At 37.0% G+C, this 20,931-nt stretch carries 25 protein-coding genes and 2 tRNA genes; 17 read left to right on the forward strand and 10 right to left on the reverse strand.

From position 1 onward, the window contains the following. Positions 1-7: 7 nt before the first annotated feature. Positions 8-607, reverse strand: a complete 600-nt coding sequence (locus tag ACM40_RS08705; RefSeq protein ID WP_048502422.1) for a CDP-alcohol phosphatidyltransferase family protein — start codon at positions 605-607, stop codon at positions 8-10. Next, entirely contained in the window at positions 604-1,245 is a 642-nt protein-coding gene (locus tag ACM40_RS08710; RefSeq protein ID WP_048502423.1) for a hypothetical protein, read from the reverse strand. The genes ACM40_RS08705 and ACM40_RS08710 overlap by 4 nt, the downstream gene beginning before the upstream one ends. A gap of 106 nt (positions 1,246-1,351) precedes the next feature. Here ACM40_RS08710 and ACM40_RS08715 point away from each other — a divergent pair, with 106 nt between their 5' ends. The 3 genes from ACM40_RS08715 (at position 1,352) to ACM40_RS08725 (ending at position 4,800) form a co-directional block, all read left to right on the forward strand. Beyond that, positions 1,352-2,284 (forward strand): hypothetical protein, encoded by a 933-nt coding sequence (locus ACM40_RS08715; protein ID WP_048502424.1) that lies wholly within the window; start codon positions 1,352-1,354, stop codon positions 2,282-2,284. After that, entirely contained in the window at positions 2,281-3,084 is an 804-nt protein-coding gene (locus ACM40_RS08720) for an AraC family transcriptional regulator (protein WP_048502425.1), read from the forward strand. The genes ACM40_RS08715 and ACM40_RS08720 overlap by 4 nt, the downstream gene beginning before the upstream one ends. Positions 3,085-3,150: 66 nt before the next feature. After that, positions 3,151-4,800, forward strand: coding sequence for a serine hydrolase domain-containing protein (locus ACM40_RS08725; RefSeq protein WP_048502426.1), 1,650 nt, complete (start codon positions 3,151-3,153; stop codon positions 4,798-4,800). Between the two features lie 112 nt (positions 4,801-4,912). Here ACM40_RS08725 and rimM read toward each other — a convergent pair whose 3' ends face one another. The 5 genes from rimM to ACM40_RS08750 all read right to left on the reverse strand — a co-directional run bounded on the left by rimM (position 4,913) and on the right by ACM40_RS08750 (position 7,875). After that, entirely contained in the window at positions 4,913-5,455 is a 543-nt protein-coding gene (gene rimM, locus ACM40_RS08730) for a ribosome maturation factor RimM (RefSeq protein ID WP_048502427.1), read from the reverse strand. A 12-nt stretch (positions 5,456-5,467) separates the two neighbouring features. Continuing rightward, positions 5,468-6,031, reverse strand: a complete 564-nt coding sequence (locus ACM40_RS08735; protein ID WP_048502428.1) for a 30S ribosomal protein S16 — start codon at positions 6,029-6,031, stop codon at positions 5,468-5,470. Positions 6,032-6,162: 131 nt separating this feature from the next. After that, the gene (locus ACM40_RS08740) at positions 6,163-6,681 is read right to left on the reverse strand and encodes a nitroreductase (protein ID WP_048502429.1); all 519 of its coding nucleotides are present in this window, start codon (positions 6,679-6,681) and stop codon (positions 6,163-6,165) included. Positions 6,682-6,721: 40 nt separating this feature from the next. Then, complete coding sequence (locus tag ACM40_RS08745) at positions 6,722-7,171, reverse strand: hypothetical protein (RefSeq protein WP_048502430.1); 450 nt, start codon at positions 7,169-7,171, stop codon at positions 6,722-6,724. Positions 7,172-7,344: 173 nt separating this feature from the next. Further along, positions 7,345-7,875 carry an SRPBCC family protein gene (locus tag ACM40_RS08750; RefSeq protein WP_048502431.1) on the reverse strand — a complete coding sequence of 177 codons (531 nt, stop codon included), beginning with the start codon at positions 7,873-7,875 and terminating at the stop codon, positions 7,345-7,347. A 255-nt stretch (positions 7,876-8,130) separates the two neighbouring features. Here ACM40_RS08750 and ACM40_RS08755 point away from each other — a divergent pair, with 255 nt between their 5' ends. From ACM40_RS08755 to ACM40_RS08775, 5 genes are all read left to right on the forward strand, one after another. Then, positions 8,131-10,173 (forward strand): M3 family metallopeptidase, encoded by a 2,043-nt coding sequence (locus ACM40_RS08755; RefSeq protein ID WP_048502432.1) that lies wholly within the window; start codon positions 8,131-8,133, stop codon positions 10,171-10,173. A 146-nt stretch (positions 10,174-10,319) separates the two neighbouring features. Beyond that, the gene (locus tag ACM40_RS08760) at positions 10,320-10,784 is read left to right on the forward strand and encodes a hypothetical protein (protein WP_048502433.1); all 465 of its coding nucleotides are present in this window, start codon (positions 10,320-10,322) and stop codon (positions 10,782-10,784) included. 20 nt (positions 10,785-10,804) lie between these two features. After that, positions 10,805-11,293, forward strand: a complete 489-nt coding sequence (locus ACM40_RS20750; RefSeq protein WP_131705350.1) for a hypothetical protein — start codon at positions 10,805-10,807, stop codon at positions 11,291-11,293. A gap of 37 nt (positions 11,294-11,330) precedes the next feature. Beyond that, positions 11,331-11,633 carry a YciI family protein gene (locus ACM40_RS08770; protein ID WP_048502435.1) on the forward strand — a complete coding sequence of 101 codons (303 nt, stop codon included), beginning with the start codon at positions 11,331-11,333 and terminating at the stop codon, positions 11,631-11,633. 25 nt (positions 11,634-11,658) lie between these two features. Next, on the forward strand, positions 11,659-12,081 hold the full coding sequence (locus tag ACM40_RS08775; RefSeq protein WP_048502436.1) for a DUF1801 domain-containing protein: 423 nt from the start codon (positions 11,659-11,661) through the stop codon (positions 12,079-12,081). 14 nt (positions 12,082-12,095) lie between these two features. On the opposite strand, the gene ACM40_RS08780 is transcribed toward ACM40_RS08775, so the two are convergent. After that, positions 12,096-12,473 carry a winged helix-turn-helix transcriptional regulator gene (locus ACM40_RS08780; protein WP_048502437.1) on the reverse strand — a complete coding sequence of 126 codons (378 nt, stop codon included), beginning with the start codon at positions 12,471-12,473 and terminating at the stop codon, positions 12,096-12,098. A gap of 86 nt (positions 12,474-12,559) precedes the next feature. Between ACM40_RS08780 and ACM40_RS08785 the strand changes: the two genes are divergently transcribed. Then, complete coding sequence (locus tag ACM40_RS08785) at positions 12,560-13,384, forward strand: alpha/beta hydrolase (protein ID WP_048502438.1); 825 nt, start codon at positions 12,560-12,562, stop codon at positions 13,382-13,384. A 51-nt stretch (positions 13,385-13,435) separates the two neighbouring features. On the opposite strand, the gene ACM40_RS08790 is transcribed toward ACM40_RS08785, so the two are convergent. Continuing rightward, positions 13,436-13,825: a winged helix-turn-helix transcriptional regulator gene (locus ACM40_RS08790; RefSeq protein ID WP_048502439.1), complete on the reverse strand. Its 390-nt coding sequence runs from the start codon at positions 13,823-13,825 to the stop codon at positions 13,436-13,438. A 101-nt stretch (positions 13,826-13,926) separates the two neighbouring features. Between ACM40_RS08790 and ACM40_RS08795 the strand changes: the two genes are divergently transcribed. From ACM40_RS08795 to ACM40_RS08830, 8 genes are all read left to right on the forward strand, one after another. Next, complete coding sequence (locus ACM40_RS08795) at positions 13,927-14,574, forward strand: NAD(P)H-dependent oxidoreductase (protein ID WP_048502440.1); 648 nt, start codon at positions 13,927-13,929, stop codon at positions 14,572-14,574. A gap of 137 nt (positions 14,575-14,711) precedes the next feature. Further along, the gene (locus tag ACM40_RS08800) at positions 14,712-15,875 is read left to right on the forward strand and encodes a lactonase family protein (protein ID WP_048502441.1); all 1,164 of its coding nucleotides are present in this window, start codon (positions 14,712-14,714) and stop codon (positions 15,873-15,875) included. Between the two features lie 81 nt (positions 15,876-15,956). Continuing rightward, complete coding sequence (locus ACM40_RS08805) at positions 15,957-17,267, forward strand: hypothetical protein (RefSeq protein ID WP_048502442.1); 1,311 nt, start codon at positions 15,957-15,959, stop codon at positions 17,265-17,267. A gap of 15 nt (positions 17,268-17,282) precedes the next feature. Further along, positions 17,283-17,357: transfer RNA gene (locus ACM40_RS08810), tRNA-Lys, on the forward strand. Between the two features lie 3 nt (positions 17,358-17,360). Beyond that, positions 17,361-17,432 (forward strand) — tRNA-Gln (locus ACM40_RS08815). Positions 17,433-17,522: 90 nt separating this feature from the next. Further along, positions 17,523-17,723, forward strand: coding sequence for a YqaE/Pmp3 family membrane protein (locus ACM40_RS08820; RefSeq protein ID WP_228374920.1), 201 nt, complete (start codon positions 17,523-17,525; stop codon positions 17,721-17,723). Positions 17,724-17,756: 33 nt separating this feature from the next. Continuing rightward, positions 17,757-18,161, forward strand: coding sequence for a hypothetical protein (locus tag ACM40_RS08825; protein ID WP_048502443.1), 405 nt, complete (start codon positions 17,757-17,759; stop codon positions 18,159-18,161). Positions 18,162-18,264: 103 nt separating this feature from the next. Next, a complete protein-coding gene (locus ACM40_RS08830) occupies positions 18,265-19,341 on the forward strand; it encodes a serine hydrolase domain-containing protein (protein WP_048502444.1) in 1,077 nt (358 codons plus the stop codon). Between the two features lie 156 nt (positions 19,342-19,497). Here ACM40_RS08830 and ACM40_RS08835 read toward each other — a convergent pair whose 3' ends face one another. Next, the gene (locus ACM40_RS08835) at positions 19,498-20,898 is read right to left on the reverse strand and encodes an MFS transporter (RefSeq protein ID WP_048502445.1); all 1,401 of its coding nucleotides are present in this window, start codon (positions 20,896-20,898) and stop codon (positions 19,498-19,500) included. Positions 20,899-20,931: the final 33 nt, after the last annotated feature.

Raw genomic sequence — 20,931 nt, forward strand, 5'->3', positions numbered from 1 at the left:
ATATTATTTAATTAAAGAAGGTCGTCTTTTTTCTTTCTTTCCCATTACGGATTTTCCAGGCGTGGTAGGAACTTGGCACGTCATATTGCCACTTCGGAAGCAGCAAAACGATCAGAATCACATCAATATGAGATACAAACCCTAATCCTACCGCCAGATAAAGTGCCCATCCTGTCTGTTGGAAACCAATTAAACAGGTAAAAGCAATCAGCAGACTCAAGCCCCACATTTTTGACAAAAAAGCGTGAGTGCAGGTTTCCTTGCCGAATTTTGTGATGCTGACTATGTAGCAGAGCGCTTCCATAATGAAGATTAAAAGAATTCCCTTCCATTCACTTTTAATTAATTCAGGATCGAGAAGGTAGGAGACCAATCCTAGTGAAAGCCAGAAAACCAAATCGGTCTGACTGTCTAGTCTCCGTAATTTTTCCGATGAAACCCCGATTTTCCGGGCAATAATTCCATCGAAAATATCCGTCAATAATCCGAAATACATTAATCCTACAATCAAAAATCGTGATTCTGCCCCCTTATAATAAGCTAATAGCATCATGACAGGAGCAAGGATAAATCTGGCTGCAATCAAAAGATAAGGTACCCTTTTCATGATTTTTTGGGTTTAAAGTTCCAGTTGATCAATGGAAATTTCCTTTTTTCATTTTCGTTCCAGAAGCCAATCTGGATTCCTCTTGAATCTTTGCATACATTAATCAATGAAACCTGAACACCTCTACATTTCTGGCTTACATTGGCAAAAGTTGAAATAGCAGCGCCTCTCGTGGTATGATGAAAATTGTACAATGGTGAGAAGGCAATACCATTCGTCACAGAAGGTGCACTTATATTGCTGGATATATTGACTTCCAAACCGTTGGTAACTGTGGGTTCCATATTAATGATGGATAATTGCATCCCATTAATCTTATTCATTTTCTCAGGTAAAGGCTCAGTCCCAATGTCATTAATAGCCCAGTTGTCAATAGACGGGATGCTTACAAGCAGCAATGCGGGAAAGAAAATCCCCAGGCCGTTAAGTCCCAATCCAATACCATTAACTTTCTTAGGCTGTATCTCACGATCAATCTCATCATAATACTTAATAAGCATCCCATTAACATTTTCCGTTTTTTTGGAAGGTGAAAAACCAATAAGCCTGGGCCGATCCGGTTTAGTATTCAAACTGTCCTGAGCGTTCATGATCATTCCTGTAAACAGGCCGATCATCATCAAAAATTTTATTTTCATAACTTATTGTTTTAAAATTATGAGTCAAAATTATCTGTGAAAAGCACCAATCCGAATGCGGAAAAAAATTAAAATAAAGAAGTACATTTGTGAAAATCACAAAACCATGTATCAGGAACTTTTACTTAAGGAAATCCGCAGGAAAATCGGGAATCAATCGTTGAACGATGAAATTGCCAATATCCTCAATATAAGTTATGATGCGGCACACAGAAGAACCTCCCTGAAGGCAAAATTCAGCTTTGAAGAAGCGCTGGAACTGGCAAAATATTATCAGATTTCCCTTAACCAATTCATCACTTCGGACCGGCAGCTTGTGGTTCAGAAAACCTCTGCAGTAAACAATACGGAAGACCTGCAGTCTTTCTTCCGGAATAATCTCAGCATTTTCGAAAATCTGCCGCTTTCTGATGAGATGACGATTTATTATTCTGCGAAAGATATTCCTTTTTTCTATACCCTTTCAGATACTTTACTTTCCCGTTTTAAAATTTATGTCTGGATGAATCTGCTTAATGCAAAACAGGTATTTATTCCTTTTCTACAGTTTTCGCCACCTTATTTTGAATCCAATACTCAGGAGCTCAAGAAAAAATATGAGGAACAAAATGTGGTAGAGCTGTGGAATGACAGGACCATTTCCAGTATTTTACAGCAGATCCTATTTTACTTTGAAACCGGACTTTTACAAAAGAATGAGGCTCATATTATTCTGAAAGAGCTGGAAGAACTTATCAAATACATTGAACACAAAACGGAAAGCAATCCCAAATTCCACCTGTATGAAAATGAGCTGATGCATCTTTCCAATGACATTTTTTTTCACCATCCGCAACAGTCGCTTTTTGCCATACCAACCAATATGTTCGGGTATATTCTGGTTAATGATGCGAACACCTGCGGTGAGACTCAGAATTATTTTGAGCACCAGATTAAAAATTCAAAATCTCTGAACACTTCGGGAAACCGCGACAGAAAAGTATTTTTCAATAAAATGTATGACCAGATTGACCGTTTAAAACAAAAAATGATCCTATGAAAACCCTCTACAATGGTGATTTTTTTGGAAAGACCAATGAAACACTTCGCTTCGACGGATTGACCATTACGGATACGGAATACACGCACCCTTACGTAGACTGGCACTATCATGAAAATGCTTATTTCACATTTCTTTTGCAGGGAAATATGACGGAAGGCAATAAAAAAGAAATTTATGACTGCCAGGCCGGAACATTGCTCTATCACCATTGGGAAGATGCCCATTATAATATTAAGCCTGATATTTTTACAAGAGGGTTTCACCTGGAACTTACTGAAAACTGGTTTGACAATTTTCAGATTTCAAAAGAAGCTGTTGAAGGAAGCTTTAATTTGAAAGATCCTGCTTTAAAATTATTGATGTACAGGATTTTCAAAGAAGCAAAAATTAATGATCCATCATCTGAACTCTCTGTTCATGGGCTTATACTCAGCATTTTCAGCCAATTATCAGAGAAAGGCCGGAATTCTAATAAAAAGCCGGAATGGACGCATAAGATTACTGAAATACTTCACGAAAATTTTACAGAAAAGCTTAGCCTTACAGAACTTTCAAAGATTCTGGATGTTCATCCGGTTCATTTAAGCAGGGATTTTCATAAACATTTCCAGTGCACCTTAGGGGCTTATATAAGAAAACTGAAGATCAATAAATCCTTAACGCTTCTCAACACCGGATTGTCCTTAGCTGAAACAGCCCTTGAATGCGGTTTTACAGATCAAAGTCATTTCATCAGGTCTTTTAAAGAAAATACAGGGATTACTCCTTTGCATTACAGAAATCTTCTTAAAAAATAAAAATGTTAATTTCATTCTATTTTTCCTAAGGACCAATTTATATTTTTGTCTATATAAAACATTACCATGAAATCTATTCTACTGCTTGTCTTGTTTACTGTTTCCGGATTTTCTTTGGGACAGTCCAAAAATAGTACAGATCCTGAACCCATTGTACATCCTGTTCAAAAAAAATACCTCAACAGAATTGTTTTTCTGGACAAAACGGTTCCCTTAGACCAGTTAAAAGAATCCGACATTATTGCTTCCACAGAATTTCAGGAAGATAAGAATCTTGACTTGCGTGTTTTCATGGATAATTCCCTGGTCAATTATTTACATCAGCTTGACCCCTCTTTATCGCCCGATGAATTGCTTAAAAAGGGAAATTATCAGTTTAGTTTTTATGTTGATGGAAAATTAATTTATACTGAAAATCTAAATACCGGAGCAGGAATCCCAGACGACAAAAAGAAGAAGACCACATTCAGAATCCCTTTATTAAGCTCAAAAAATGAAGATTCATGGGGAAGGTATATGTGGATGAGATTCTACCTTGGAAATGGAGGAATTGACGCACTGGAAGAGGGAAATCATCTTTTAAAAATTGAAATCAAACCTTACCTGAAAACTCCGGCTTTAAAGACAGGAAATATGATTGCAGCAGGAAAGATACAATTAAATATACCTCATAAAAACATTCCGGAGCAGCAGATTGCTGTTCAGAAAATACAGCCCAACAGTGGTTGGAAGGTTTCCAATGAAAAACTGAATGAAGAGAAAATCAGGCTTTTAAACAGAAAAATTGCAGAAAACAGGTTCCGCGAGATCACCGGCATTGCGGTTATTAAAAATGAAAAGCTTCTTCTGGAGGAATATTTCAGCAATTCCGGGAGGGATTCTTTACAGGACACCCGTTCAGTCGGAAAATCTTTTGCCTCTGCATTGGCCGGCATTGCCATCCGGGACGGTTATCTTAAAAATGAAAATCAAATGCTGAAGGAGTTTTATGACCTGAAACAGTTCAAAAATTATTCATCAGCAAAAGACAGCATTACAATAAAGAGCCTGATTACCATGGGTTCAGGATTTGACGGAAATGATTCGGATGAAAATTCTCCGGGAAATGAAGAAAATATGTATCCTACTGAAAACTGGGTGAAATTTACCCTGGATCTGCCTACAACACAAAATAAACCCGCAAAAACATGGAGTTATTTTACTGCAGGTGTTGTACTGACCGGAGATATTTTAGACAAAACAGTTCCAAAAGGTCTGGAAAATTATGCTGAGAAAAAGCTATTTCAACCTCTGGGAATTACGAATTACAAATGGCAGTTTACGCCACAGCAGAAGCCTTCTCTGGCCGGCGGAATTCGGATGCGGGTGCTGGACTTTGCTAAATTCGGACAGCTTTATAAAAATAACGGAGTGTGGAACGGCAAAAATATCATCGACAAAAACTGGATAAAAAAATCTTTTACCAATTATTTTACTAACGATCAGGATTTTGAAGGATATGGATATTTATTCTGGAGAAAAGTGTATAAAGTGGGAGACCGAAGCTTTGAAGCCTATCAATCCAGCGGAAACGGAGGAAATAAAATTATTATATTCACAGAAATCCCTGTTGTAATCGTAGTTACGGCAAAAGCTTATAACAAGCCTTATGCTCACATACAGACTGATAAAATTGTTCAGGAATATTTACTTCCAGCGATATGTAATGATAAGTAATAAGTAATGAGCAATGAAATGATAAGCAAGATGCATACATTATCTATTAATAAAAAGGAAAATATTTTTGGTAAATAAGAGATAAATTTCAGATCTGTTCTCTGAAAAATGGTTATTCGTCTTTTTTAGAGGAAACTAAAAAGACATCGATAAGCCCTTCCGGAAGCTGCATTTTGATGAATCTTTCTTCTCTGTTCACCTCAAGGATCCAGTCTTTGATGATAGGGATCACTACTTCTTTTCCATCCAGATTGGTGACAAAATAGTTTTGGGCAGTCTGATCATTTACAGATCTTATAACACCGCATTCTTTACCATTTTCGTCAAGGATATCGAAACCGATGATCTCATGATAGTAAAACTGTTTTCCGGAAAGTTTCGGAAGGCTTGCCAGCGGCAGGTAAACGCTTTTTCCTAAAGATTGGTCTACTAATGCTTCAGAGGAGTTTTTGAAGGCAATATTCAGAGCATCATTTTTGCTCCAAGATGTTTTGGCAATAAAAAATGGAACCAATAATCCGTTGATTTCAACGAATATTGATTCCAATTTATTGTAAAGCTCGGGTTGATCGGTATCCAGTTTAAGGATAACATTTCCCGCAAGGCCGTGTCTGCGCGTGATTTTTCCTAGTAAATAGCAATCTTCTTTACGCATACAGGGTTATTCTTAAGCTTCAGTGTTTTCTTCAGTTTCAGCAGCAGGAGCTTCTCCTTCTGTAGCTTCAGCAACTTCTTCTGCAGGTGCGTTAGCAGCTTCTTCAGCAGCTTTAGCATCAGCCTCAGCTTGTGCAGCCGCAGCAACTCTAGCTTCGTTTACTTTAGCTTCAGCTTCTAAAGCAGCTTTCTTAGCGTCAGCCTGAGCTTTAGTTAAACCTTCTACTTTACCTTGTACTTTTTGTTCTTTAGATTCTACCCAAGCATTGAATCTTTTTTCAGCTTCAGCCTCATCAAAAGCTCCTTTAGCAACTCCACCTTGTAAGTGTTTTTTGTAAAGGGCACCTTTATAAGAAAGGATTGCTCTTGCAGTATCAGTTGGCTGTGCACCGTTGTTTAACCACTTTACAGCAGAATCAACGTTCAAATCGATAGTTGCAGGGTTAGTAATTGGGTTGTAAGTTCCTAGTTTCTCGATGAATCTACCATCTCTTCTAGCTCTAGAATCTGCAACCACGATGTGGAAGAAAGGCTTACCTTTTTTACCGTGTCTTTGTAATCTGATTTTTACTGACATAATGTTGTGAATTTTATGGGAACTCGTCCCAGTTAAATATTTAAGAGTGCAAAGATAATACTTTTTCTGATATGTTAATAAGCTGATACAATAATTTGTTGATTTTTTCTGTCTCGTATCAAATTATTAAACTATTCTCCTGCCAGGGTACCCATGTAGAAAAGCCCCAGGCATTTCTGGTTTTCCTCAATGGTTAAAGATTCTTTGAGATGGTTTACAATACCGGGAGAACTCCAGTAGCAGCCAATATTATTCGCCGTACAGGTAAGATACATATTCTGTACCGCCATGGAAACAGCAGCAATTTCTTCCCATTCCGGGACCATACCGCTGAAATTGACCACGATGGAAGCTACGGCATCTGCTTTATTGATTTTAAAACCGATATCCTGGTATTTCTTCTCCAAAAAAGTCTGTTCGGGTTGTGTGGCTTTGTAAATTGCCTGCATTTCTGAAGCTAATTTTGCCTTCTCTTCTCCTTTAAAAATCTTAAAACGCCATGGTTTTGTACGTTTATGATTAGGCGCTAAGGTTGCTGAGTGTAGGATTTCATCCAGGATCTCCTGAGATATTTCGCTGTCAGAATAATCTTTGGGAAAGATGCTTCTCCTCTGCTCTATGATTTGTTTTAAAATTTCTGCATGATTCATACTGCAAATTTACAATATGTAATTGAATGCATTGTTATTACTAAATTACCTCTATAATTTTCTGGTGAATTTTGTTCAGGGTAAACTCAGCTCCGGGTTTCATGCCCATCATCTTTTTAGCCATAGGGCTTTCAGGGGAAATGGCATAAAACCGGTCGCCTTCATAAAAGAACTCTCCTAAAGAAACCGAAATATAGAAACGGGCTTTATTTGTAATCACCAACGAGCCCAGCTGTATCTTTTCCGTAGAAGTGTTGAGTACCTTTGACATATTTCTTTTAAGATCATTCAAAGCCCCCAACTGACGCTGCATCTGATAAATTTCCTCCTGCATCTCCTCCCTCATACTGTCATATTTTGGAGTTTTTTTAATATCACGGCTGGCTTCCAGGGTAAACTCGATAAAATTTTTAAGCTTTTCTATTTTTTCAGAAATTACCGTTTTCACGTAATCTCTTATATCACTTTTCTCAAATACGATCTTCTCCATGAATCTAATCTTTACATAAAGATAATAATTTTTTAAAATAATAATTGATATTTTCGTTCTTCATAAAATACACTTTACAGAAGATCAGAGAGAATAAATGATTTTTAATGATTACACGGTTTTATGATTAAATGCAATAAAAAAGCCCTGTATTTCTACAAGGCTTATAATTTTTACTTTTCAGCAAGCTTTTTAAGGTTCTCCAGTCCCTGGCCGAACATTTTATTCATATTCATATCCATCATCGGCTTCATAATCTTCATCATGGTATTCAGCTCATTGTCTATTGCCCAGGTAACTTTTGTCCCGTTTCCTTCAGGTGTCAAAATAAGTTTGGCAACCGCGTCACCTTCAAAAGGTTTGATGAAATGGAGCTTGGTCACCATTTTTTCGCCAGGTACGATTTCGGTGATCGATTGCTCACCCTCTCCTACTTTGTCATTTCCTTTCCAGTGATAGGAATCTCCTACTTTGTCGCCATCTCCTGAATAAGTGATCACAATATCTTTGTCTGCCTTGGAAAAAGGATCCCAGATATTATATTGCTTCAAAGAGCCTACATGCTGCCATACTTTCTCCTTCGGGGCATTGATGACAACTGATTTTTCAAAGTGATAATTCTTACTGAAAGCCAGCATGGCAATAACTGCATATACTATCAGTAAAAGAATGATTACGCCAAGAATTTTTAAGAGTGTTTTCATAGTTTTGATATTTTGAATTTATTTTCCACTTTTTTACCACAAAACCACTAAAACAGAAATCATTCCTTATGAAGCCGGTATGTTGTGGTTTTGTATTTTCAAAATTAGTCATTACAACCACATCGCTACTTTTCATATGACAAGATAATAAAGATAGAGCATTTTTGTCACATCCTGATATCCGGGCATTATTTTTGTGTATTTCAGCTGTGATTCCCATTGAATCCTTAAATTTACCTTATCAAAAATCGAAAAATGAATATTTTAACCGAGAAATTTAATACACCATATCACGCAGCACCGTTTACCGGCATTAAAAATGAAGATTTTCTTCCTGCGTTCAGGGAGCTGATCAAACAGTCTGAAGATGAAATCAATGCTATTGTCAGCAATCCTGAAACGCCGACTTTTGAAAATGTCATTGAGGCATTGGCTTATTCCGGAGAACAGCTTGATGTGGTTTCCAATATTTTCTTCAATTTAAATTCTGCAGAAACAAGCGACGAAATCCAAAAAATTGCCCAGGAAGTTTCTCCGCTTTTAACTGAGTATTCCTCAAAGATTTCCCAGAATGAAGCCCTTTTCAGCAAGATCAAAAAAGTATATGATGAAAAGGAAAAATATAAGCTGAATGAAGAGCAGGAAATGCTGCTGGATGAAACATATAAAGGTTTTGTGAGAAGCGGAGCCCTGCTGAATAAGGAAGACAAAGAAAAACTACAAAAGATCAATATGGATCTTTCTTTGAAGTCTCTTCAGTTCGGCCAGAATGTTTTAGCTTCTACCAATGCTTATTTCAAGCATATTACCAATAAAGATGACCTTGCCGGGATCCCGGAAGCCATCCTTGACCAGTATGCCGAAGATGCTAAAGAAAGGGAGCTGGAAGGCTGGGTAGTCACTTTACAGTATCCTAGCTATATTCCGTTCATGACCTACGCCGAAAACCGGGAGCTGAGAAAGGAAATTGCCTTAGCGAGCGGTAAAAAGTCTTTTGACGGCGGAGAATTCGACAACCAGGAACTTATCAAGGAACTTCTTCAGCTGAAACAGCAGAAAGCTGAATTATTAGGCTATAAAAACTATGCAGAGTACGTTCTGGAAGAAAGAATGGCAAAATCTCCGGTAAAGGTTTTTGATTTTTTAAATGAACTTTTAACGAAGGCAAAGCCGTATGCAGACAAGGAGATTGATGAGCTCAGAGCTTTAGCCAAAGCTGATGGAATAGAGGAATTGCAGAGCTATGACCATTCATTTTATGCCGAAAAACTACGTAAGCAGAAATATGACTTTAATGACGAGGAGCTCAAGCCTTATTTTCCACTGAATCAGGTACAGGATGCTGTTTTTGGGCTGGCAGGAAGACTTTTCGGACTGCATTTTGTGGAAAGGAATGATATTCCCAAATACCACGAGGATGTGAAGGTATATGAAGTTTTCGAGACCGCTGAGACCGATGGCGTAAAAGAAGGAAAGTTCAAAGCGTTGCTGTATGTGGACTATTTCCCGAGAAAAGGCAAAAGAGCCGGAGCATGGATGACAAGCTATAAGAACCAGTATAAAAAAGACGGTGAAAATTCCCGTCCACATATTTCTATTGTCTGCAATTTCAGCAAGCCGACGAAAGATACACCAAGCTTACTTACCTTCCAGGAAGTGACAACTTTGTTCCATGAATTTGGTCATGCCCTTCACGGAATGATGGCTGACACTCAATATCCAAATCTTTCCGGAACGTCTGTGAAGTGGGATTTCGTAGAACTTCCGTCACAGTTTCTGGAGAATTTCTGCTACGAGCCTGAGTTTTTAAAGACTTTTGCCAAGCATTATAAAACCGGAGAAGTACTTCCTGACGAAAAGATTGAAAAGATTGAACAATCGAAAAACTTCATGGAAGGCTACCAAACGATGAGACAGCTTGGATTCGGGCTTCTGGATATGAATTACCACACAAAAGTTGGAGAGCTGGAGAATGAAAGCGTGAAAACATTTGAGGATAAATATACCAAAGCAACCTCCCTTTATCCTGTCAACCCTGAAACAGCAATGAGCCCGAGCTTTTCCCATATTTTCCAGGGTGGGTATTCTGCAGGCTATTATTCTTACAAATGGGCTGAAGTTCTGGATGCGGATGCTTTCCAGTACTTTAAAGAAACCGGAATCTTCAATCCTGAAACAGCAGCAAAATACAAAATCCTTCTTTCCTCAGGCGGAACAAAAGACCCTATGGAACTGTATAAAAGCTTCAGGGGAAGTGAGCCGAAGGTGGAAAGTTTGCTGAAGAGAGCATTCGGATAATCAATATTGTAAATAATTAATTTATAAAAAGAACAGTTATTCACTGTTCTTTTTTGTTTCAGTTTAAAATACCGGATCATATAATATTTTATATCTGGATCTCAATGAAAATATATAAATTAGTTTTTACATAAACACAAAACCACGTGAAAAAAACATTAGTCATAAACGGAATTATAATATTCAGTATATTTTGTACGCTCGCCTGCTCAAAAACAAAGCAAGTCGGGAAAAAAAATAATTTTTCAAGGGAAAACCTGCAAAATCAAGATTTAAAAGAATTCATCGGGAAAAGAATAACTGTTACCGGCCAAACAATAAACATGAAGCTTGGCGCATTACTGATTACAGAAAACGGGGAAAGCATCTGGATGGAAGGAATGGATAGCTGGCCTGATGGATATTATGTAAATGAATCTGAAACTAAAACCGTGAAGGTAACAGGAACTTTAACCGAAAAAAATGATTTACCTGTTTTCATTGCAAGTGACTCAACAATTCAACAGGGAATGCCTCAACCTGAAGGAACCGACCTTGAAACAGCAGGTAATAGATATTTATTAAAAGATTATCAATACACTGTACTTAAATTAAAACAACTATATCAATGAACCGAAATTTATTTTTTCTGTTGATAACTTTCATTTTATTTTCATGCAAAGAAAACAGTAAGATCCCTGCTAACACCAAAAAAGAATCAAAACCAAAAACGGAGAAGCAGGATAATATAACAACTGAAATTTCAACGGATATTAGTCAACTTCAAAAGTTGATCGACTTCTCAAAATTCAGACCTGAAAAGGTAAAATTCAAATACACATTCATTGATAATTCAAATGGAAGAGTTCCCGGCCCTTCCGACTCTTTTCTGGAAGCCATTTTATATTTTGACGATAAAACAATGGAAAAAATACAGGAAATTAGTCAAAATGAAGAGGCTTCAAATCTCAACTATCAAAAAAAAGCTTTTAAATTTGATTGGCTTGAAAAACAGGTTCTCTCTGAACTTGAAAGTTCTGACAGTTTAAAAAATATACATCCGGATTTAATTTTTGGAACTAATAACGGAGAATGCTGGTATTTGAAAAATAAAATTCTGCTCAAAAAAGAAACAAATTAAAATACTGTAATTAACAAGCAAAACATTTAACAGCAATATGGAAAAACAATTTTATGCAGTTTATTTAAACCCTTCAAGACCTGATTTTGCCACAACCATGACAGACAGCGAAAGAGCAATTATGATGAAACATGTTGCTTACTGGACGGAAAAAATGAAGCAGGGAAAAGTATACGCTTTCGGACCTGTTATAGACCCAAAAGAAGTTTATGGACTTGGAGTCGTAGCCGTAGAAAATGAAGAAGAATTAAAAGATTTCATCACCAATGATCCGGCAGGAAAAATAAATACTTATGAATATTTTCCAATGAATGCCATAGTACCTGACATATCCAAATAATACTTTTTAGAACTACAGAATTTATATGACCCTACAGGAACAGATTGCAGAATACATTAACAGTCAGCCGGAATCCAAACGCAATGATATGCTGGAACTGCACCGCATCATTCTGGAAATAAATCCGACATGCCAGCTATGGTTTCTGGATGGTAAAGATGATGAAGGCAGAACTGTTTCCAACCCTAATATTGGCTATGGGCATCATATCATACAATATGCCGGCGGAAAAACCAGAGCTTTTTATCAGATTGGTCTGAGCGCCAACACCACCGGAATTTCAGTCTATATTCTCGGTATTGATGATAAGAAATATCTAGCAGAAACGTATGGAAAAACGATAGGCAAAGCAAGCGTTACCGGATATTGTATAAAGTTCAAAAAGCTGAAAGACATTAACATTGAAGTACTTAAAGCAGCCATACGGGATGGGTTTACGGCCCGGTAATGCCATTACAAAAGCTACGATATAGGGCAAACTGAAATTTCTTTACCTTCAGCATAGGTTTTCCCCCAGTCGCAAAGACTTTCCAGAATAGGAATTAAATCCAGCCCTTTATTTGTTAAAACATACTTGACTCCAGGAGGAACGGTTTCAGGGATTTCCTTCTTGACAATAACCGCATGAGTTTCCAGTTCTCTGAGCTGACGTCCCAAAACCTGTTCGGAAATATTGGGCAACTCTTTTTTCAATAAATGAAACCTGTTATTCCCCTGTGAAATAGAATAAACAATTTGCGACTTCCAACGGCCGCTAATCATTGCTATCGCTGAATTGAGTTCACAAACCTGAAACAGGAACTGCTCATTAATCGCATTGGTTGAATTTTCTTTACGCATATATCTTCATTTTTAACGGCTCACAATTTTGTTCGTTATTGTACACAACAAAATGCTTGCTGAATTTTGTAATAAAAATACACAATATGAACAAGGTAATAAGCATCATGATCGGATTACTTACTGCAATTTCAGCCAAGGCACAGGAAAAATGGGTGATAAAATCTGACTATTTAGAAAAACCCGACACTGTACTGGTTTTTAAACCCAAAACTTATCAGAAAACAGAAAAATATCCCTTGATTTACCTTTTACATGGCTACAGCGAAAATTACAAACAGTGGTCCAAAACCACAGATTTACAGAAACTGGCCGATCAATATAACTTCATTATTGTTACACCAGATGGCTTTACATCTTATTATATCAACAGTCCCATCAACAAAAGTTCGCAGTATGAAGATTTTTTCTTTAAAGAATTAGTCCCGAAAGTACACCGTTCATTTACTGTTGACGACAGAAATATTTTTATCAGCGGTTTGAGTATGGGAGGTTATGGAGCTTTGCGGTATTTCATTCTGCATCCAGACTATTTCAATACAGCAGGCTCTACCAGCGGAGCTTTGGAAATTGACGCTCTGAATTTTAAAAAAGTTAGTCAGCATTTTTGGCAAAGCAACAGATTAATGGATGATCTGACCACCAATATCGGTGATCCGAAACATACATCCTGGAACCCATACAGTATCTCATCACTTTTGAAACAGCATCCGGATTTTAAGAAAGCTTTTATTTTCGACTGCGGAACCGAAGATATCTTATATCCGAATTCCCTGCAACTGAAACACCAGACCGACAGTCTTAAAATTCCAGCTACTTTTATCAGCCAGCCGGGTGACCATAATACGGAATACTGGAACAAATCTATCGAGCATCATTTTGTCTATTTCCAACAGCATTTGAAAAAATAGGAAAGACAAAAACCTGGTGAATTTTATTTCAAATCAAATATAAACATGAAATTAAATAGTTTCTTTTTCAGGAACATTTACAAATTCTCCTTTTTCAACAACAACCCGGTTGCCCCATTCTGTAATGGCCTCTAAAACAGGAATAAATGTTTTTCCAAGATCAGTCAGGCTATACACCACTTTAACAGGCGGTTTTTTGCCAAAAACTTTCCTTGACACCAAACCGTCTTTTTCCAATTGCTTTAACTGTAAACTCAGCGTCATTTCGGTCACGGCCGCCAGTTCTTTCCGAAGCTCGCTGTATCTTTTAGACTCTTCCTTCAAATGGTAAAGTATAACAGCTTTCCATTTTCCGCCTACCAGATCCATGGTAAGACTTACAGTACAAGGATATATTTTCCCTTTTAATTTTACGTGGTCACCAATGCATTCTGTTTTCATTTTAAATTTATTTTGGCCTATCTGTTTAGATAGTTATTGCAGGTATAGTGTACTAAAAATAATTTTGTAACTAAAATAATGATAGTACAAATTTATAAAAAATGAAAATACTTATTGTTCTTGCTCATCCTGAAGAAAAAAGTTTCAATGCGGCCATGTTCAACACTTCGGTCAGAACTTTAGAAAAAGAAGGCCACGAGGTAAAAACCACTGATTTGTATAAAGAAAAATATCAGCCGGTCAGTGGGAAAGAAAACTTCACCCGACTAAAAAATCCAGATTATTTTAAACAACAGAATGAAGAATTATTTGCCATGGAACATTCTACCTTTACCCTGGATATCCTATCGGAACAGGAAAAGATCGAATGGTGCGATATGATGATCTGGCAGTTTCCCCTGTATTGGTTTTCGGCTCCGGCCATCTTAAAAGGATGGATTGACAAGGTTTTTACCATGGGGAAATTTTATGATAACGGGAAAATCTTCGGTAATGGATTTTCGGTTGGGAAAAGAGCAATGCTGTCTGTAACAGCCGCCGGCCCCGAAAAAAATTATACAAAGGACAAATACGGAGATATAAGCTCTATTTTATTTCCAATACATCGTGGAATTCTAGAATTTCTAGGCTTTTCCGTTTTACAGCCGGAATTTATTTATTCTGTGGAACGACTTACTGATGAAGAAAGAAAAACAGTATTAAACAACTGGTCTGAAAGATTGATTAATATCGAAAAAGAAATCATATGAAGTGTTTATATAATCATTTTTTTTCGCCCGGCTTTAAACTGAAAAACTTTTCTTTTCAGCTGTATTCGCTTTTCAGTATGATTTTCTTTTTGTAATTTTAATCTTCTTAAAAAATGATCTGAAACCTTACCATACATATGTCCGTTTATAAAGTGAAAAACCAATTATTTTCTAAAATATTCATCATTGTTTCAGGTTTAATAACTTTATTTTTAAGCTGTTCTCATTTATACTCTCAGAAAACATATGTGTTCTTTGGTTCTTTCAACCGGGATAAAACATCTGAGGGAGTTTATATATATCAGCTGGATACGATTAAAGGTAAATTAACCAAAGTAACTTCTTTCAATGGAATTTTAAATCCTTCATTCCTTACCCTTTCTCCAAACGGAAAGTACATTTTTGCCTGTACAGAAAGTAAAACACCAGGTGCAGGAAGTGTCAGCAGTTTTAAATTCAATCCTGAAGATGGTAAACTGACTTTTATCAACAGTCAAAAAAGTGGTGGTGAAAATCCCGTTTATGTAACGGTCCACAAAAATGGTAAATGGTTGGTTAATGTCAATTATACTGAAGGCAGTGCCTCTGTATATCCTTTGTCTGAAGATGGTACTATACATCCTTATGTACAGAATTTTCAATTTTCGGAAGGAAGCATCAATAAGAAAAGGCAGGACAGGTCACATGTTCATGCAGCTGTTTTCTCACCGGATTTCAATCAGGTATTTTTAACGGATCTCGGTGCTGATAAAATCAGGTCCTATATGTTTGACAGTAATGCAAATGAGCCTCTGCAACCTGCAGAAATACCTTATCTCCCGACTACTTTAGGAGGCGGACCGAGGCATTTTACCTTTCATCCGAACGGAAAATTGGCTTACTCCATCGAAGAAATGGGAGGCGCCGTTAATGCATACGAGTATGAAAACTCCAGGCTGAAAAGCATTCAAAGAATAGATACACATAATGATCAGTACAAAGAAGAATTTGAAAGTTCTGATATTCACATCTCTCCGGACGGTAAATTTTTATATGCTTCTAATCGTGGATATGAAAATAATATTGCCATTTTTCCAATTCTTCAGGACGGAACATTAAAAAATATTGCATACCAGCCCACATTTGGCAAGCAATTAAGGGTTTTTGATATAGATGAAACGGGAAAATTTTTAATTATAGCCAATGCTTCCAGCGGAGACGCTTTCGTATTCAGGCGTAATCCTGAAACCGGTTTATTGAAAAAGGTGGGAAAAAGAACAAAAATCAAGGGAGTTTCGTGTGTGAAAATAAGAAAGTATTGATTTATTTTTTCATCAACAAAAAAAATTTAAAAATAAGATATCCTAACAAAGTATCTTATAATTGTATAACTTTAGTTTTTTATGATAACCATTGAACAACTCCATAAAACCTTAGATGAACGCAGACGTCCGGAAGATGTTGCGGAGATGATCGTTGAATTAATGAAAAATGATCTGAACCGTCATGAACTTTCTGTTTTGGAAAAAGCTGCTCAAGGTTCACTGAAAAGAAGCTTGCATGGATATACTTCGATGCTGGAAACTTTCGGAACTGCAGTTGGAGCCGAAAAGCAGATCAAAAAAACTATTGAAATCTTTAAGATCAGTCAAAATGAAACTTCCAATTATCACTATGCTGAAAATATTGAGACCTTTTTAACGGAAACATCTCCTTTGATCCATAAATCAATAGGAAAAAACGATTTTCGTAGCGACAGACTCAATAAAATTCAGAGAAAAGAAGCAGGACTGGATCTTTCCAAAAGGAACTACAATAAAAAATGGCGTCTTCTGAAGCGTATTGAAAAAAGACTGTACAAGTGTATCCAAGAATCCAAAAAGATTGAGTTCCAAAAAATAGCAAAACATGGATTAGCTCACACCATCAGTCCGGAAGATTTTAATTCAGACCTTAATACCGCCTGCTTTATTGCCTATTTTAATGCACGGAGTAATGTCAGAAGTACATTTACCAATCAAAGCCAGGAAAGGCCGTTTGATGAAATATGTGAAATGCTTTTCAACAGATGCAAAGGAAGTGCTGACAAAACTAACTGGCAGGCTGTTTCATATATCTATACAAATGAAGAAGCTTTGCACTATCTTACCGACGAACAGAAAGGGAGACTATTGGGAAAATGGAGTAAAATTCTTCAGGAAATTGCTGAATTCCTGGGAGAATTGTGGACAGATAACAACATCAACAGGAAAACTATGGCTGTAAAAAAAGGCAATGATTCAACTACATGGAATAATACAGCCGGAGCCTGGAATAAAGCAAGAGACAACTGGATGAACCTAATCTATGCACTGGGGATGGAGTATATTCTCGATGATATCTGCTTCGGAAAAGTGATGCGACTGATGGCGGCCGATGTCATTGCATGGCATTTATCCAATGGTGGAAAACTCGACCCTAGCACAGAAGTCTGGAATATACTACCTTTGCCATGGGAGGTTTTTCAGGAAAAACAATTCTGCAATAAAAAAATGATTGTACAGGCTTGCAGAAAAGCCGGTATTGATCCTGAAAAATCAGGCTGGATTGCCCCGAGAACTCAACAGGTAAGCCAGTTTAAACCAACGCCTGAACTGGTACATGGAGTGACAGTTTCAAACCCTTTTCTTGCATCGGTCTTAAGAAAAAACAAATATTTTTCAGGCAAAATCTGAAAATAATAGAATAACGGATAGGTTAATTCAGTGGTAGAATTCCCGGCTCTTCATCCGGGGTGACGCAGGTTCGAGCCCTGTACCTATCCAACTTCTGATATAGCTCAGTGGCAGAGCACCCGGCTCTGGACCGGGAGGACACAGGTTCGAGCCCTGTTATCAGAGCAAAATTTATGGCAAGCCCCAATCAAAAGCATAAATTTTAATAGTTAATAAGAAAAATATTATTAATTTTCAATTCAAAAACTACAAATTATGCTACTTGCTATTCTCCTTCCTTTTCTGTCCTTTATGGTCCGTGGGAAAATACTTACAGGCATTGTCTGTCTCATTTTACAGATTACCCTCATTGGGTGGCTTCCTGCTGCTATTTGGGCAGTTTTATCCCTGAACAATGCCAGAGCAGAACGAAGAAATGACAAACTGATCCGGGCCATGAAAGAAAATGGAAGATAAGGCAGTTTGAAAAGAATTCAAATAAAACTGAATATGAAAATTGCATTTAAAGATAAAAGACTGATTATTAATCTGATCCTTGGCATTGTATGGATTATTGTTGGAGTCAGCTATTTTCCGGAAGGTGAAAATACCAGGTTTGCTCCTTATTTCACCATTGTTTTGGGTGTTGCCTATCTTTGTATGTCTGCTTATGAATATTATAATCAGTATCTCACCATTACCGGCGAAAAGATTCAGATCAATACATTTCCTAAAAAGCAGATGACTATCAGCGAAATAACAAAATCAGGATATTACGCTGATGATTATACGTTCAAAACACCTGAAAAAACTTTAAAGGTGAGAAAATCCCAGATCTGCACAAGAGATCTTCCAAAGTTTGAAGCTTTCTTTAATGATTTGAAACTGAAGCTAAATAGTGCCGATATTAGTTAACCTTAAATAATCAATCCTTCTTTGATTATTTTTTTATAAATTACTATAAAGTATAACATAGTAATGTTAAATAATTATATCTTTGCATAACAAAATAATAACCATGATCACTAAAACATTTTTTACAGCTCTTCTTCCTCTTCTGTTTTTTTGCAATACCATCAGTGCCCAAAGCATTGAAAAGAAAACCGACAGCATTATACTTAGCGGTTTCAGTAATAAAGATGAGCCTGGAGGTGCATTCCTGATTGCAAAAAAAGGAAAGATCATTTACCGGAAAGCGTTTGGAAAGGCCAATCTTGAATTGAATGTCGATATGACTCCTGAGAATGTCTTTCAAATCGGTTCCATGACCAAGCAATTTACAGCTGTAGCTATTCTGATGCTGGAACAACAGGGAAAATTAAAGGTCACTGATCCGGTTTCCAAATATATCAGAGATTATCCTTCAGGCGATAAAATTACCATTCACCATCTGTTAACCCATACTTCGGGGATCAAGGATTTTACAAAAATGAAATCTTTATCTACTATTGCACAAAAAGAAATGAAGCCTGAAATGATGGTCGATTTCTTTAAAAATGAACCTGTTGATTATGCTCCCGGAGAAAAATTCGACTACAATAATTCAGGATATGTAGTGCTGGGATATATTATTGAATTGGTTTCAGGGCAGACCTATGAAGATTTTATCAGAAAAAATATATTTAAAAAGGCAGGTATGGACCATTCTTACTATGCAACTGACCGCCAGATTATTCCTAAAAGAGCATATGGATATCACCAGAAAGAACATGGATTTGTGAACAAAACGGTGATCAGCTTCAGTGTTCCTTTTGCATCCGGTTCCCTGATGTCCACAGTAGATGATATGCTGAAATGGCAGCAGGCTCTGAACCAGAATACCTTGCTCAATTCCTCCGAAACTCAAAAAGCTTTCCGGAAATACAAGCTTAATAACGGTGAAGAATTTACCTATGGCTATGGATGGCATTTGAAAGATATTGGCGGAATTCCTGACAGGGAACATGGCGGAAGCATTTTCGGATTCAAAAGCATGGGCGTTTATATACCCGGTGAAGATATCTACGTTATAGGATTCAGTAACTGTGACTGTCATTCACCGACAGAAATCACGAGAAATATTGCCAAAATCGTTTTACAGTCAGAAAAAAAATAATCACTGGAATGAAAATTACCACACCAAAAGGATGGAATCTTGAATTTACAAAACGCCGCTGATTTCAAAGAAAACACAATGTGATCAACAAATTATATATGAAACGCTGATCTACAGAAGTCAGTACCTAACATTTCTGAAAGTAAGTATTTTTCTTCATCGTTTTTTAGGAAAAATGTGTTCCGGAACTTTCAGAATCGAAATAAGAACAGCAACCAGACATCCTATATTAACGGCTAAGGCTGTTGAGAAAGCATTCCGATAATTCTCCGGGGCAGGCTGGATTCCGAGTACGTAATAAAAAACACTTCCTACAACAATAATTCCAGCTATTGCAGCCATCTGCTGGAAAGTATTGTAAACTCCCGAGGCATTTCCGGCAAGGTTATAAGGTAGTCCGGACAAAGCAATATTAGCCAGTGAAGGAATAATAGAGCCCACCCCTGCTCCATGAAAAAACAACAACAGACAAAGGATAAAAAAAGATGTTTCATTATTAAATAAAAGAATCTGGAGGAAAAGAACCATCATAATCAAACCCAGCCCTGCAATTAAAAATGTTTTGCCATACCGCAAAATAAGCTTTGCCGAAAACAGGGAAGCCAGGATAAAACCGAGTCCCTGGAAAACTATTATTTCACCAGCTGCCAGTGATCCTATTTTCAGTCCGTCCTGGAAAAATAGGGACAGAATATAGAAATAAGAATCAAGCATAATAAAGAAAAAGGAAACTGCAACAATACCCAGATTAAAATGAATATAGCGGAACAACGTGAGATCAATAAGATAAGGCTTCCGGTTTTTCAGCCTCCTTTTTTGATTCTTAATAAAATAAATTAAAATACCTGCTGAAAGAAGAATCAAAAGTATCCTTACAAAACTAACATTTCCGTTTTCGGACATCGTAAGGGCATAGGTAAAGCAGAAAAGTCCAGCTGCCAGGATTGCGACGCCCACGAAATCAAGATTATTTTTTTCAGCAGAAATTTTATACTCGTTGACTATTTTTTGTGTAAAAAACAGGGCCAGAATACAGACCGGAATATTGATAAGAAAAATAAGCCTCCACGGTTCTTCTATTAAAGTCATCGATGAAAAATACCCCCCAAGAAATTGTCCCAAAACGGTGCCTGCGCCAATAGTGATTCCGTACCAGCTCATGGCTTTTGTCCGCTCTTCATGTCCGGTAAACAATACCTGTATCATCGACAGTACCTGAGGAGACATCAGCGCCGCACTGATTCCCTGGATAAAACGGAAAATCACAAGAATTACCGCATCAGATGACAATCCACACGCCACAGAACTCAGCATGAAAAATACCAGACCGGTCATAAATATTTTTTTCCTTCCGTAAACATCTCCAAGCCTCCCGCCTGTAATCAGAAATGAAGCAAATCCGATAAGATAAGACGCAATCATCATCTGCATTTCACCGTTGGAAGCATGAAGATCTCGCTGGATCGAAGGGATGGATACATTAATAATAAAAATATCCATAATCGTAAGCAACTGCCCGGATAATATAATAATCAATTTCAAATATTTATCTTTCATTTTTATATAGATATATCTATTTTTATAAAGTAA

The sequence above is a fragment of the Chryseobacterium sp. BLS98 genome (genome assembly GCF_001045445.1).
GTDB lineage: Bacteria > Bacteroidota > Bacteroidia > Flavobacteriales > Weeksellaceae > Chryseobacterium.